Origin of the sequence: Shewanella mangrovi (genome assembly GCF_000753795.1) — a bacterium.
GTDB classification, from domain to species: domain Bacteria; phylum Pseudomonadota; class Gammaproteobacteria; order Enterobacterales; family Shewanellaceae; genus Shewanella; species Shewanella mangrovi.
The window spans coordinates 134,457-149,700 of record NZ_JPEO01000002.1 but is presented as its reverse complement, the minus strand read 5'-3'; the positions used below and the strand labels follow the sequence as shown (position 1 = coordinate 149,700).

The following is a 15,244-nucleotide window of genomic DNA, read 5'->3' as shown; positions in this document are numbered from 1 at the left end:
GTTTGAATTCTAAAGAGGCCTAGCATGAGTTCATATCAAGCGCCGTTGCAAGATATGCAATTTTTACTGCAGCAGTTGTTTAATGCTGACGCCGTGTGGCAATCCATGCCAGCGCTTGCCGACACCATTGATAGTGATACGGCAGCGGCTATTTTGGCGGAAGCGGCAAAGTTCAATGCTGAAGAAGTTGCGCCGTTAAATCGTGCTGGTGATGAACAAGGGGTGCAGTTTGCCGGCGGGCGGGTCAGCACGCCTGACGGTTATGCTAAAGCATACCAACAATATGCGGCTGCGGGTTGGGTTGGACTCTGTGGTGAACCCGATTTTGGCGGCATGGGCATGCCCAAAATGCTGGGTGTGTTAGTTGATGAATTGGGTTATAGCGCCAGCAACGCTTTTAATCTCTATGCATCACTGACGGCAGGGGCAGCGCTTTGTATTCATGCGCATGGAACCGATGCGTTAAAACAACGCTTTTTGCCTAAGCTATATTCTGGCGAATGGGCAGGCGCCATGGACATGACTGAGCCGCAGGCTGGGTCTGATCTCCGCCACATTCTGACCAAGGCGACACCCCAGGCCGATGGCAGTTATCGCATCAATGGCAGTAAGATTTTTATTACTGGCGGCGATCATGATCTCACGGAAAACATTATTCACTTAGTGCTTGCCAAAATTGAAGGCAGCGACGGTATATCGCTGTTTGTGGTACCTAAGTTAAAGGTGGATGAACAGGGAAATAGCGGTTCTGCCAATGGAGTTACTGCTGGGGCGATCGAGCACAAAATGGGGCTTAAAGCGTCTGCCACTTGTGTCATGCATTACGATAATGCACAAGGATATTTGGTGGGACGTGCTAACCGCGGATTAGTGTGCATGTTCACCATGATGAACTACGAACGGTTATCCATTGGTATTCAAGGCCTTGGCAGCGCACACGCTTGTTATCGTATGGCGGCTGATTACGCCAAAGAGCGCAAACAAGGTTCTACGCCAGGCGCTGGGGCAGAGGTTGCACCAATCATAGTGCACGGGGATGTTCGGCGTATGCTGCTCAATATTCGCTGCCTGACCGAAGCAGGTAGAGCGTTGGCGATGATGACTGGCTTGCAGCTTGATTTGGCTAAGTATGCTGAAGATGAACAGCAACGCGCTAAGTCGACTAAGCTGGCCGCATTATTAACGCCCGTCACTAAAGCCTTTCTGACCGACAGAGGGCTAGACTGCACCATCGACGCGCAACAGGTGTTCGGTGGCCATGGATACATTCGCGAAACAGGGGTAGAGCAGTGGCTGCGTGATACACGTATAGCGCAAATCTACGAAGGCACAAACGGGATTCAGGCGATAGATTTCCTTGGGCGTAAGTTGGTCGCGGACTGCGGCGAAACTTTGCAGGCTTTGCTCGCTGAGTTGACGCAACAACTGACTCAATTTAGCCGCGTGCCCCAAGTTTATATTGAGCGGCAACGCAGTATTCAAGCTCAGTTTAGTGACGCTATCGCAGCAATTATTGAGCAGAAGTCGCAAAGCCCTGATCTTATCAATGCGGTTGCCGTAGATGCTTTGAATGCGTTCGGTTATATGATGTGCGGTTTCTTTTGGTTAAGCATGAGTGATAGTGCTCAACATCATCAAAGCGAATTGGCTGCTGCATTGGTGCAGAGCAAACAGCAGTTATGTGATTACTACTTCAGCCGTTTAGTCGGACGCTTTGATGCCCATCTGGCGGCGGTGACTTGTGGCGCTACATCCACCATGCAGATGGACGAATCGCTGTTTTAAGCTCTTGGATATGACATAAGGGATAATTAATGAGTATACAGTAAAAACTATCCCTTATTTTTTGGCTATTTAGGACTATTTGGGTCGGTTACCAGTGGCAGTATCGATGGCAGTCCCCGCTTTGTTGCTCTCCGCTGTTACCGCATTTAAATTTTTTTTAGCGTCATCGGCTGCCTTTTGTTTTAGCTTCGCGATTTGCGCCGTGTGGGCCGCTTCCAATTGTTTGCGCGCTAATTTTAAGAATGGCGGTGCAAATTTCTTCGGATGGTAGCTGCTTGCCGATATACCATTTTCCATGATCACGAAAGGATATAACTGACTGTCGTCCTCTCCGATGCGAATAAAGCCTGCAAGATTATCAACCCCCGTCATACTGCCAGTTTTTGCCCAAATGATGCCTTGAAGTTGCGGGTTAACATAACCACGCTTGTACCTCAGCGTGCCACTTAACCCCGCAACGGGCAGCGCCTTGATAAGCCACTGGAGTGATGAGTCACGTTGAATCAACAGTAACAGTTGGAACAGTTGCTCTGCGGTAAGTTGGTTATAGCGGGATAATCCAGAACCATCGACAATATTTGCAGTCTTTATGCCAATCCCGAGTGACGCTAGAGTTTGCTTAACGGCTTCGGCGCCGTATTCAAATCCATATTTCCCGTAAGTGACTTCGCCAACGCGCTTTAACAGTGAATCGGCAATGAGATTATCCGACTTTTTGAGCATCTCGATAATCATTGGGCGCAACGGCATTGACGGATGACTCACTAATGGTTTTGACGATGTGAGATCGATGCTGGCCACTTTAATTTTGCCTGTGAGCACTACTGAACGTGGCCACAGACGCTTGAGTTGCTCACTGATATAGGCGGCCGGATCGACAATGGCAATTTCAAGCGGCAATGGATTTTTTACCTGATAACAACCCGACAATTGGTAGTGATTGCCCTGACTGTGGCCTAAGTGCAGGCGGCACAAAGCGTCAGGTGTGCTAGGTTCATAGCTGGCGGAGTTTTCGATGGTTAACGGGTAGCGAAGATGCACACGGCTACTTTGGCCGGGATTTGCGCTCAGCGCACCTTTAACGCAGTTTTGATCTAGGATTAGCTTGCCCACTGGCGCGGCGAAACATACGCCTAAATCATCCCACAACCAACCGGGTGCCCATTTAGGCGCTGGTGTGTCGGCTGCAATAATAACGTCACCCCTGACGCGCTGGATTCCCGCTTTAGCAAGCTCTGCAACAAGATTAGCGAGTTCTTCGGTCGTCAAACGTGGATCGCCGTCTAACCGTAAAATCACATCGCCAAATAATTCGTGCTGCTTAATTTCACCGCGATATAGCAATGAAGTACGAAACTGAAACTCGTCGCCGAGCACCTTGCTGGCGACTACCGCGGTTAACAGTTTTTGAGTGCTGGCCGGCAGGAGCAACCTATGACTGTTGCGTTCAACGATGCGCTGGCCGTCAGGCGCTGCCAAAATCAGAGATACCTGTGCGTCACTAGGTAACAGTCGTTGCCAATGCTGCAGCTGAATATCGCTTGCTGCTATCGCGTTGTTGCTACACCAAAGGCTAAACAATAGCAGGGCAGACCTCCGCATTAATTTAATCATCTGACTCCATTAATCGATAGATTTTTAGCGTCACAAAAACAACGAGGGCGATATATAGCGGAAACACCAAAGGACCAAGCCAGTCTTTAAAATGAAACAGTCCCCAAGCGGCTGCTAGCGTTGCGATTAAGGTGAACCACATCTGTTTTTTCATCAATTAGCCTACATAGTGTCAGATTTATCCTCGTTATTTTGCCTGTAGTTGTGGCGTTGATGCCAGTGACCTTGCACGATTAATTCCTTCGAATCGCCGTTTTTGACGATTTCTGCCGCAAAATGACGCATTTAACGAGCTGCGTAGGGAGAAAATTGTTGCCGATGTGGTCACAAGTCGGTAAGTTCTATTTCCTTATTTTGACGGGCAGTTTTGCAAATTAAGGTTTGCAGGTTTCCCTGCGCAGGGAAACTAAACAGGAGGATATCTTGCTGGACCATTTGGACGGCATTGCCATTGCCCCAGAGGCAATTAAGTGGTTGCATACGCCAACTAATTTTAGGGAAACCTTGCTTGAGCGGATCAATCAAGCGCAGAAAGTTATCTACATTGCCGCGCTTTATCTGGAAGATGACGAAGCGGGGCGCGAGATTCTACAAGCCTTGCTGTCTGCAAAAGCCGCGAATCCTAAACTTGATATCAAAGTTCTTGTTGACTACCACCGCGCGCGTCGTGGCCTCATCGGGCAAAAAGACGACAGCGGAAACTACCAGCTTTATCGTCAGTTAATGCAACAAGCGTCAGCACCGTTTGATATTTATGGTGTGCCAGTCAAGTCTCGTGAGTTGTTAGGCGTGCTGCATTTGAAGGGTTTTATCATTGATGATGCCGTCATTTTCAGTGGTGCCAGTCTGAATAATGTCTACCTGCAAAAGTTAGCGCGGTATCGTCTTGACCGTTATCATTTGATTGAGTCGGCTGAACTCGCAACGTCTATGATCGACATGATCGATCAGGATATTTTGGAAGACGACGCGGTGGTTAAACTCACCGACATGGCCGATATTCGTCCCGACAAAAACCAGTTACGTGCCTTTAAGCAACGTTTAGCGCGTGCCAGTTATCGTTTCCGCTCAGTCAATCATGGTTTACGAGTGACACCGCTTGTTGGTCTTGGGCGCAAGTCTAATCAGTTAAATCGTACTATCTTAGCCTTGGTGAAGTCGGCTGAACGAGAGATGTTTATCTGCACACCGTATTTTAACCCGCCTTATTCGTTGACTCGGGCAATTAGCCGTCAACTGCGTAAAGGCGTTAAAATTGACATTATTGTGGGCGATAAAACCGCCAACGATTTCTATATTCCGCCTGAAAAGCCTTTTTCGACCATCGGTGCCTTGCCTTACCTGTACGAACAGTCACTGCGGAAGTTTGTTAAACGTCAACAGTGGGCTGTAGAGCAGGGGTTGTTAAATGTGCATCTATGGCAGCACGACAATAACAGCTTTCACTTAAAGGGCATCAGTGTTGATAACCAGCACCATCTGCTTACGGGCAGCAACCTCAATCCGCGTGCATGGGCACTGGATCTGGAAAATGGTTTGCTGGTGCACGATGAACAGCTACAACTCAAAGACAAATTCACTCAAGAGCAGCAGCAACTGCTAGAACACAGTGAGCGAATGACCCACTATCGTCAGTTGGAAACATTGCAGCAATATCCTGCGCCAGTGCGCAAGATCCTTAATCGTATTCGTCGACTAAAAGCTGATATACTGCTGCGCCGAATTTTGTAATCGGCGTATTTCCCTCTGTCAGGTGAGTAAACAAATTGTCGGTAGAAGTGGCATTTAAAGTGATGCCGCATGCGCAGACTGAACTGCATGCGGTACATCGCTTATTTGATTATCGTCAGTCTCTGGCGACTAAGCCTTACGCATCCCGCGGCATGAAAGTGTCTCGCTGTCGTCGTTGTTTGCTCCCCGAAAAAGTGTGTACCTGTGCTTGGCGCAAGCCGTGTCAGTCGCAGGCGGCATTCGCATTGGTGATGTATGATGCAGAAGTGCTCAAACCAAGTAATAGCGGCCGCTTAATTGCTGATCTTATTCCAGACACACATGCCTTTTTATGGTCAAGAACACAGCCTGATCAGCAACTTATTGCACTGTTGTCTGATGATCGCTATCAGCCCTATTTAGTGTTTCCAGGAGAGTACGCGCAACAACAACGGGTGATCAACGATTTCACCGATGAAGTGCCATTACTGCATCGCAATCACAAAACGCCCCTGTTTGTGTTGCTCGATGGCTGTTGGCGTGAAGCGGTAAAGATGTTCCGTAAAAGCCCTTATCTGCAACATTTGCCAATGCTGTCTTTCCAAAGTGATATGTTGGCAAATTATCGGCTGCGTAAAGGCAAACGTGATTTCCAGTTAGGGACTGCTGAGGTCGCCAGTCTCGTGCTACAGGCGTTCGGAGAAACGGCCAACGCCGAAGCCTTAGCCGCATGGTTTGACCTGTTTGTTGAATGTACTCTGTGGAGTCGCAGTCAGAATAAGTGGGCGTCACTTGAGCGAATTGACGAACTGCGCCAGCGTGTTGCCCAACGTTAGTCGTTAAGCATCAAACTTCTTAAGTACGTCACCAATCAATTGATGCGCGAGTTTCATATCTCGTTCACTAAGCGATGCAATGCCATCCATAAGCCACTGCTGCAGCTTTTCATCACCAGCATTGCCAAGTTGCTTCATCATCAACAATGCTTTTTGCTTCAGCGCTTGGGTTTGTTGCGCGTCAGCGTCCATAGCAACCAGCCCTATAGGTTGTGATAGCTGCTCATCACGCTTTGCACCCAATTCATAGGCATAAACCATTACCGCTTGTGCCAAATTGAGAGAAGGGTATTCAACGGCAAGCGGTATATAACTCAGCAGATCGCACATGGCCAAATCCGTGTTGCTTAGTCCACTCGATTCACAGCCAAATACTACCGCTACTTTGGCCGTGTTAGGTTGCGCTTGTAGGATCTGATAAAGCTGTTCGGGTGAATGATAGCTGCGCGGATTACTGCGCTCGCGCGCGGTTGTGCCTACGAGTAAATCAAATTCTGCGCGGAGTGAGCTTAGTGATGGCACAGAACGAATACCTTGCAATACGTCTTCAGCGCCACAGGCAACCCAACTGGCTTCTTCCTGCTGATGAGCTTCTGAATCCACCACAATCAATTCGGCAAAACCTTGAGTCTTTAGCGCTCGTGCGGCGGCGCCAACATTCGCTGCGCGTGAAGGTTGAACCAAAATAAAGCTGATAGGCATGAGAAATGGGTCCTTGAAATCGTCTAGTCGAGCATTATACGAATGATAGCGACTGGATGACATGGCAACGGACACTAACGCTGAAGGAATAACCCGCAGTTGGCCGACTCAAGCTGATTTAGGCTGTAGGAATTGTCGCCAACGCTCACATATTTTTCACCACTGGCTTAGCTAAGTTTGCATTTGTTTTGACAATTAGATAGTTTGATATTCAAATTAAATGGTTTTCAAACTAATTTGGGTGGATTTATGGCGAGTCAATTTCATGCGACTGATCGTTGGCAGCAGCCGCATAATTTTAGTCATGTTAATGAAGGTGGTGAGCGCAGTACCAAAATTGTACTGGGATTGACCTTGGTGACGATGGTGGCAGAGATCTCTGCCGGCACCATTTTTGGCTCCATGGCGTTGCTTGCCGATGGTTGGCATATGGGAACGCACGCCGCTGCATTTATGTTGACCTTGTTTGCCTATGCTTACACCCGTAAACATGCCAATAATCCCCGTTTTGCTTTTGGTACCGGTAAGGTCAGTGTATTGGGCGGATTCACTAGCGCTATCGCGCTTGGTTTAGTCGCGTTATTGATGCTACTTGAATCGGTAATGCGGTTGATTCATCCCGAAAATATTCAATTTAACCATGCAATTTTGGTCGCGGTGATTGGCTTATTGGTGAACGTCGCGAGCGTATTTCTGTTAAAAGACGATCATCACCATCATGATCACGGCCATAGTCACGGTCACCACCATCATCATGATGATCACAATTTGAAAGCTGCATATTTTCATGTGTTGGCGGATGCATTAACCTCGCTGCTGGCGATTGCGGCCTTGTTAGCGGGTAAATATTTTGGGTTTACCTGGTTAGATCCGTTAATGGGGGTTGTCGGTTCGATCATCATCAGTCGCTGGGCATGGGGCTTGGTAAAACAGACCAGTCCGATTCTGTTGGATGCCTCTGTAGCGCCGCGATTGAGTCAGCAGGTTACAGCGAAAATTGAGGCTGAGCCCGATCATAAGGTGATTGATATTCACATTTGGCCAGTCAGCGCCGATAATCATGCAGCCATGGTGTCGTTGGTGAGCCATACCCCTAAATCAGCCGATTATTATCATGGGTTATTGGCCGAGTTCAGCCAGATTGATCATCTCACCGTTGAAGTTAACTGCTGTCATGATTGCGATGAAGCCAAAGAGCCTCGCCACAGTTGCGCTGGCGTCGCACATCATCAACACTCGCATGACCATGACCATGACCATGACCATGACCATGACCATGACCATGACCATGGGCACCATCATCACCATTAAGTTGTAAGGAGACAGCATGGCCGACAACACGATTCAGCAAGAGATTAATCACGCCATTATTGAATTCTATGAACGCTTGTCGTCGTGGGAGCAAAGTGTCGTACGAGATCAAGGTGTGTCGTTAGCGCAGATCCATGCTGTCGAAATTTTAGGGGCTCATGGTGCACTTAGAATGAAAAGCCTTGCTGAAAAGCTAGGTGTGACCACGGGCACGCTCACAGTGTTGATTGATCGATTAGTCAATAATGGATTGGTAAGCCGTCAAGCCGCTGAGGGAGATAGGCGCGCAATTGAAGTGATGTTGACCGACGCGGGGCGGAAGATGTTCGAAGAGCATGACCAACTGCATCTGCAACTGACCAAAGAGATGCTGGTGACGCTTGATGACGACGAATGTCAGCAGTTTTTGCAGTTCCTTAAAAAAATCAACGCCGCATTTTGACAGAATGTGCGGTGTTGGTAGATTCGTTAACAAAATATAGCGGTGTAGCATCGGGCTTAAGCAAACCTTAAGCCCAAAACGGTACTAATAACAACTTGTTAACTTGGGCGTTTATCTATAGTTTATCTGTAGCATTCTAGAGTTGGGATCTGTGGTGTTTAAATCTCTGTCAGTAAATCGTGTTACCTTCCTTTTAGCACTGTTCTTCGTCATGGTATTTAATCTACCGTTTTTCTCGGTAGTTAAGCGTGGTTTAGAGCATCAATCCCATATTGACCCGGTATTTGTCGCAACCATACCCGTGTTTTTGGTGGCGCTGTTTTCGGTGTTGTTTTCGCTTTTTAGTTTTCGGTATTTACTCAAACCATTTTTCATCTTGTTAATACTGATGTCATCCAGTGTGTTCTTTGCTGCGTTTAAGTACGGCGTGGTATTTGACACAGGCATGATTGAAAACACCTTTGAAACAAACTCTGCCGAAGCGCTGACTTATCTTAACTGGGCATCAGTACTGAACTTTGTACTCACGGGTATTTTGCCGTCGCTATTGTTATACAAGGTGAAAATCGATTATCGCCCGATTGGCAAAGAGTTGTTGCGTAAGTTGATGTTTATTGGTGGCAACTTATTAGTGGTTGCCGCGATTGCCTTCATGTTTATGCAAAATTACGCCTCGTTCCTGCGTAACAATGTTGAAGCAAAGCGTTATATCATTCCTACATATTTCATTGGCTCTGCTGCTAAATACATTAACCAACATTATTTGCAGGCACCGCTGAAATATCGCCAACAGGGGCTGGATGCGAAAGTTGAACTGCCAGCACCACAAGCTAAACCGCAACTGGTAGTGATGGTCGTAGGTGAGACCGCACGCGCGATGAACTATCAATATTACGGTTACAAGCGTGAGACCAATCCATATACCGCTAAATATTCAATGGTTGCCCTCAATGATGTGCAGTCTTGTGGCACGGCAACGGCGGTGTCATTGCCATGTATGTTTTCGCGCATGGATCGCAAAGATTATGATGGACGTCGCGCTAAGGCGCAGGATTCGGTGATGGACGTGCTTGATCATGCCGGCATTAATGTCGCTTGGTATGACAACGATAGCGGATGTAAAGGTGTGTGCGATCGTGTCACCAATTCCATTATCGATATTCACATGGATTCACCTTATTGCGATGGTCAGTTTTGTAAAGACCAAGTCCTCGTCGATAAGTTGAAAAAGGTGTTGGCAGAGCCAACAGACGGCACTAACAATCGCCTAATTGTATTGCACATTATCGGCAGTCATGGCCCGACCTATTATCTGCGCTATCCAGATGAACAGCGGAAATTTACCCCTGACTGTCCGCGCAGTGACATTCAAAACTGCTCTCGTGAAGAGCTGGTAAATACCTATGACAATACGATTTTGTACACGGATTACATTCTGGCGCAAATCGTGGCGACCTTGCAGCAGCAAACCACTTATGAGCCAGCGATGATGTATCTGTCGGATCACGGCGAATCATTGGGTGAAAAGGGCTTATACCTGCACGGTACGCCATACAGTTTTGCGCCTAAGGAGCAAACAACTGTACCTTGGTTAGTATGGATGCCGGAGGCATTTGCCAGCGCTAATGGCATGGTATCTGACTGTGTTAGCGGTTTAGAGAATAAGGCGGATATTAGCCAAGATAACTTGTTTGATACGCTACTTGGGCTGTTTAATGTACACACGACAGTCTACGAGGCTGACAAAGATGTCTTTGCAAGCTGTCGTCGCAGTTAGGCACTTTATCTCAATAAAGAAAGCCGCCTTATGGCGGCTTTCTTATGACGGCGAGTTTATTCGTTGAGATCTAAATGCATGTGGATCAGCCGCTCTTCCATATCAAATGTCACGGTAAAGCCGAGGCTTTTGGCCAAGTTGGCCATATTCCGGTTTTCAAACATGGTAAAGCCGGTTAATACCGGTGTACCACTGGCTTTGAAATAGCGGATCATTTTTTCGAGCAGCAGTTTGCCGATACCTATGCCTTGATGGGAGCCTCGAACCGCCATGGCAAACTCTGCTTCGGTGTTGTCCGGATCTATTGAAGCCCGCACCGCGCCTAAGGTAATTTCCTCACCATGCTCATCTTTAGCAGAGGCAATAAAGGCCATTTCTCGGGCATAGTCGATTTGAGTCAGTACCGCCATCTCTTCGTGGGTCATCTGCGAACGCACACCAAAATAGCGCTTATAGCGGTCTTCATCCGATAGTGAATTATCAAAGGCGAGATGTTTCGGTTCATCTTCCGGCAGAATTGGCCGCAACATCACTTTGAGACCATTGCGCAGCGTGGCGTATTCCTCAAGTTGTTTGGGGTAGGGCAGAATGGCCAACCGCGCCGCATTATCTTTGACACAATCTGTGAGGCGAATATTAACGTCCAGCAGTGTGATGTTTTCGCCGGCGGCTAATACCGGATTGAGATCGAGGCGGTCAATCTCTGGGCAATCAATAATCAGATTGGAAATCTGTGTCAACATGCGGCAGATAGCCCACATATCGAGGCCATTGGGCAGATGGCGGTCGTGTACTTTGCCCGTTTTCAAGGCTTGGATCACCATGTAGCGTGCCAGTGCCAAGTTGAGTGGCGGCAGGGCTACTGCAGCATCTCGGGTCGGTTCCCATTCAGAACCACCTTCACCCAGCATAATTGCGGGACCAAATACTGGGTCATTGAGCATGGCCACTCTAAGTTCTTGTGCGCCCGCCGTCAGTGCCATGCGTTGTACTATCATGCCTTCAATTCGTGCTGACGGATTAGCTGCTTTTACTCGGCTGGTAATAGCATCTGCAGCTTGGCGCACCTCTTCCGCATTAGTGAGATTGAGGGTGACGCCGTGCACATCGGATTTATGCAGAATATCGGGCGATTGAATTTTTAATGCCACCGGATAACCATGTTGCTCCGCAATATTGATGGCTTCATCAGCATCTTTTGCAAACCAAGTATCAATGGTTTTTAGGCCATAGGCTTTGAGAATTTCGCGCGCATCATGGGTTTCTAATACTCGTTTGCCATCCGCCAATGCTTGTTGCAATAAACGATGGGCGGTTGCGTTATCAGACGATGCAGTAAAGGTTTGTGGCACTTCTTGCAGCAGTTTTTGGTTACGGCGGAATTCGACCATATGCATAAAGGCCCGAACGGCGCCTTCAGGTGTGCGATAGGTGGGGATCCCTGCCGACGAAAAGCGTTTACGCGCCTGATATGCAGAATCTTCGCCGCTCCAGTTCGTGAGTATATTGATTCTGTGCTTACGTGGATGTTGTTTCACCGTGTTGATGATGGCATCAGCAATGGCGTTACCATCGCCTAACGCGGATGGTGAGTGCAAAATCAATACTGCATCGAGTTCTTCGCTATCCATCAATATTTTTAGCGCAGCAGAGTAACGCTGAGGGTCTGCATCGCCAATGATATCGACCGGGTTTTGTTTAGACCACGTTGATGGCAACACTGCATCGAGCTTTTCTCGTGTATCCAGGCTGAGTTCGGCAATCTTGCCGCCTTTGATCATCAGCTCGTCGACCGCAAGTACGGCCGGGCCGCCACCATTACTTAATATGCACAAACGCTCGCCATGCAGCGGGTTTAGATGGGCAAGACTTTCCAGCGCGGCAAACAGTTCGACAAGATCGGTTACCCGCAACATCCCAGCGCGACGAAATGCAGCTTCATAAACCGCATCGTTGCCGTTATGTGCCCCGGTATGGTGTTTGGCCGCCATACCGCCTTCGGGACTGCGTCCAGATTTAATCACCAGAATCGGTTTGTGTCTCGACGCGGCGCGCGCAGAAGAGAGAAAACGCAGTTTATCGCTGACGGAGTCAACATAAAGCATAATCGCTGACGTGCGTGAGTCGCGCCCGAGATAGTCCAGTAACTCGTCAAAGTCGATATCGCTGGCATCACCAAGAGAGATAAACGCCGAAAAGCCAATGCCTTTGTTATTGGCCCAATCCAATACCGTGGTACACACTGCAGCGGACTGAGAAACAAAGGCGATTTTCCCGGTTAGCGCCCCCGTGTGCGCGACCGTGGCGTTGAGATTGAGGTTGGGCAGCATCAATCCCAAACTATTGGGTCCGAGAATGCGCATGCCATAGCGTTTGGCATGTTCCAACATCTGTTCCATCAGCGTTGAGGGTTCTTCACTGAGCTGATTCATCCCTGATGCGATGACGATTGCAGTCTTACACCCAAATTGGGCGAGGGTTTCGATAATCGCGGGGACGCGTTCGCCACGAGTACAGACAATGGCGAGATCAGGTTTGATCGGCAGTGATTCAATATTGGGATAGGCAAGTACGCCCATCACCGCCGTGGCATGAGGATTGACGGGCATGATTGGACCGTCAAAGCCACTGGCCATTAAATTTTTCATCATGACCGAACCGGCGCGGGTAGGTGAATTGGAGGCGCCGATAACAGTGATAGATTTAGGCGTAAATAGGTTTCGAATGCTTCGCTGGCTCATGGGCGATTTTCCGAAAGAAAAATGACCTGTGAAACATCATTTCACAGGCCGAATGAATGAACAATACTCAAAAAGTCAAAACGTTATTTAACGTCGATGTTGATGCAATAGCAGTTTAGACTTTGAATTTAGACACCACCAGTTTTAGTTCATGGCCTAGGTTAGCGGCCGCGCTAATGGATTGTCGACTGGTATCAACGGTTGCAATGGTTTGCTGACTCTTATCGGCCAAATCGACCAGATTACGGCTGATATCTTCGGTGACATTCGCTTGTTGATCAGTCGCCGATGCCGTTTGTACCGCCATATCATTAACCCGTTCGGTAGAATGCAAAATCTGCTGCAGCGCAGATTGGGTCTCTTCGCCAAGCGCGACACTTTCTGCAACTAAGTTGGCACCATTTTGAATCGATGACACGGCGTCGTTTACGCCACTTTGCAAGGCTTCAATCATCTTTTGAATATCTTGGGTCGACTTTTCAGTACGCCCAGCCAGCGTTCGAACCTCATCAGCAACAACTGCAAAACCGCGGCCTTGCTCGCCCGCGCGGGCCGCTTCAATCGCTGCATTAAGGGCTAATAAGTTAGTTTGCTCGGCAATATCACTGATCACATGCAGCACTTGTCCAATATCCGTTGAAGTAGATTCCAACTGCTGAATAATATGTACAGCATGGGTAATCGATTCCGACAGTTGATTGATTTTGGTCACTGCATTTTCGAGTACATGTGAGCCTTGTACTGTCATGCCATTAACATCGCCAATCTCTTGCGAGGTATCGGTAGCAAGATTAGCCACTTCTTTTACCGATGCCGCCATCTCGTTCACCGCGGTGACAATCATTTCGATAGATTGGCCCTGCTGGTGACTGAGTGACACGGTAAGTTCAGACTGGGTTTCTAACTGTTCTACTTGGCTGCCTAGCGAATTAGCGTTGTTGACCACACTGGCAAACATCTGTTGTAGCTGCGCAATAAACTCATTTACTGCCACAATTAAGTGATTGATCTCGGCGAGATTAGATGTGTTGAGACGCCGAGTAAGATCGCCGTCGCCTTTACTTAATTCTCTAATTTTTAGCGTGATATCTTCGAGTACCCGCGCGACGGCTTTAGGACCGAGATAGGCTGATAACAACGCAAAAACAATCATGACTAGGGTCACAATGCCAATAATAAATCCTAAGCGTTGTGACTCCTTAATTGCGCCATCACTAATGGCGTGAGCTTGTTTATCTGCCGCTTCGCCGGCAGCGTTGTAGATACTGCGCAGCTGATTAAAGCCTGCTTTTGAATCACCGTTGTAGTTAGCAAACGCGTCCTCGCGATTACCATTACTGGCAGCATTGATGGTTTGTCTGACCTGCTGTTGCCAACGAGAAAATGCGGCTTCAAAGCCATTGGTCGATTGAACAACCTCAGGAAAGGACTGCATCATTTCACGAAACTTTTGCATTCGGTCATTGGCTTGCTGCAGATTTTCGTTGATTGCCTCTATCTCTTTTTGCTGTTGCTGCTGGTTTGTTGCGGTTGCGATAAGTTGCAGTTCGGCAACTTTTGCCTGATACAGATCTCGGTCGGCATTTAGGATTGCGGAGATGGCCACATTGAATTCTTGCCCTAGTTTTTCTGCTGCGTCCGCTGCTTGGCCACTTCGTATCTCATCAAGTACTGCGAGTGTTAGAAGCGCTATTGCTAGTGCTGAAAACAACACAGTAAAACGTGAACGAAGGGATTTAAACATGGTAATAACCTCTTATTCATACGACTTATTCAAGTGTAGTTGAATATTGGCTAATTACATTTAGATGTTGGTCGATAACGTTTTGATAATTATTACTATTTGGTTATCGATGTCGTTCGAGATAAGCGATTAAATGAGTTGCTCAGCATGAATATCATCAATATATTCATGCTGTTTGAAAACGCCAACGTTGTACGATGGATTAATGTTGGATTGAATTGGCTTAGAGAATATCGAGCACATTTTCAGGCGGGCGACCGACGACGACTTTGTCTCCATTGATCGCGATCGGACGTTCAATCAACTTAGGCGTTGCCACCATGGCTGCTATCAACTGCGCTTCTGTTAATTGGACATCATCTAATCCTTGCTCCTTATACTCAGCTTCTTTGGTGCGCATCAACTCACGAGCCGAACATTGTAGGCGCTCTAGCAACCACTGCACTTGTGCTTCGCTAGGTGGCTGCTTCAGGTATTCAACAACAGTGACAGTTACGCCGTTTTCTTCCAATAAGGCTAATGCTTGGCGGCTTTTTGAACAGCGTGGATTATGAAATAGCGTTACATTCGCCATGTAGAATC

The 15,244-nt window shown here is 47.9% G+C and carries 12 protein-coding genes; 6 read left to right on the top strand and 6 right to left on the bottom strand.

Features of this window, described 5'->3' with window-relative positions; translation table 11 throughout:
* Positions 1–24 precede the first annotated feature (24 nt).
* Positions 25–1,785, top strand: a complete 1,761-nt coding sequence (locus HR45_RS03180; RefSeq protein ID WP_037439680.1) for an acyl-CoA dehydrogenase — start codon at positions 25–27, stop codon at positions 1,783–1,785.
* 75 nt (positions 1,786–1,860) lie between these two features.
* Here HR45_RS03180 and dacB read toward each other — a convergent pair whose 3' ends face one another.
* Both dacB and HR45_RS19525 read right to left on the bottom strand, forming a co-directional pair.
* Entirely contained in the window at positions 1,861–3,399 is a 1,539-nt protein-coding gene (gene dacB, locus HR45_RS03175; protein WP_052074452.1) for a D-alanyl-D-alanine carboxypeptidase/D-alanyl-D-alanine endopeptidase, read from the bottom strand.
* Positions 3,392–3,553, bottom strand: coding sequence for a hypothetical protein (locus tag HR45_RS19525; RefSeq protein ID WP_187327365.1), 162 nt, complete (start codon positions 3,551–3,553; stop codon positions 3,392–3,394). Before HR45_RS19525 ends, dacB begins: the two co-directional genes overlap by 8 nt.
* Before the next feature lie 239 nt (positions 3,554–3,792).
* On the opposite strand from HR45_RS19525, the gene pssA reads away from it, so the two are divergent.
* Positions 3,793–5,130, top strand: coding sequence for a CDP-diacylglycerol--serine O-phosphatidyltransferase (gene pssA / locus HR45_RS03170; RefSeq protein WP_081933386.1), 1,338 nt, complete (start codon positions 3,793–3,795; stop codon positions 5,128–5,130).
* Positions 5,131–5,192: 62 nt separating this feature from the next.
* Positions 5,193–5,945 (top strand): tRNA-uridine aminocarboxypropyltransferase, encoded by a 753-nt coding sequence (locus tag HR45_RS03165; protein WP_037440308.1) that lies wholly within the window; start codon positions 5,193–5,195, stop codon positions 5,943–5,945.
* Positions 5,946–5,948: 3 nt separating this feature from the next.
* On the opposite strand, the gene HR45_RS03160 is transcribed toward HR45_RS03165, so the two are convergent.
* Positions 5,949–6,647 carry a tRNA/rRNA methyltransferase gene (locus tag HR45_RS03160; RefSeq protein WP_037439675.1) on the bottom strand — a complete coding sequence of 233 codons (699 nt, stop codon included), beginning with the start codon at positions 6,645–6,647 and terminating at the stop codon, positions 5,949–5,951.
* Between the two features lie 249 nt (positions 6,648–6,896).
* Between HR45_RS03160 and dmeF the strand changes: the two genes are divergently transcribed.
* The 3 genes from dmeF (at position 6,897) to HR45_RS03145 (ending at position 10,177) form a co-directional block, all read left to right on the top strand.
* Positions 6,897–7,958 carry a CDF family Co(II)/Ni(II) efflux transporter DmeF gene (dmeF, locus tag HR45_RS03155; RefSeq protein ID WP_063355085.1) on the top strand — a complete coding sequence of 354 codons (1,062 nt, stop codon included), beginning with the start codon at positions 6,897–6,899 and terminating at the stop codon, positions 7,956–7,958.
* A gap of 16 nt (positions 7,959–7,974) precedes the next feature.
* The gene (locus HR45_RS03150; protein WP_037439673.1) at positions 7,975–8,400 is read left to right on the top strand and encodes a MarR family winged helix-turn-helix transcriptional regulator; all 426 of its coding nucleotides are present in this window, start codon (positions 7,975–7,977) and stop codon (positions 8,398–8,400) included.
* 154 nt (positions 8,401–8,554) lie between these two features.
* The gene (locus HR45_RS03145) at positions 8,555–10,177 is read left to right on the top strand and encodes a phosphoethanolamine transferase (RefSeq protein WP_430742014.1); all 1,623 of its coding nucleotides are present in this window, start codon (positions 8,555–8,557) and stop codon (positions 10,175–10,177) included.
* A gap of 56 nt (positions 10,178–10,233) precedes the next feature.
* Here HR45_RS03145 and HR45_RS03140 read toward each other — a convergent pair whose 3' ends face one another.
* The 3 genes from HR45_RS03140 to arsC form a co-directional block, all read right to left on the bottom strand.
* Positions 10,234–12,918 (bottom strand): bifunctional acetate--CoA ligase family protein/GNAT family N-acetyltransferase, encoded by a 2,685-nt coding sequence (locus tag HR45_RS03140; protein WP_037439669.1) that lies wholly within the window; start codon positions 12,916–12,918, stop codon positions 10,234–10,236.
* A 115-nt stretch (positions 12,919–13,033) separates the two neighbouring features.
* Entirely contained in the window at positions 13,034–14,662 is a 1,629-nt protein-coding gene (locus HR45_RS03135) for a methyl-accepting chemotaxis protein (protein WP_037439667.1), read from the bottom strand.
* Positions 14,663–14,885: 223 nt separating this feature from the next.
* A complete protein-coding gene (gene arsC / locus HR45_RS03130; RefSeq protein ID WP_037439665.1) occupies positions 14,886–15,236 on the bottom strand; it encodes an arsenate reductase (glutaredoxin) in 351 nt (116 codons plus the stop codon).
* Positions 15,237–15,244 lie beyond the last annotated feature (8 nt).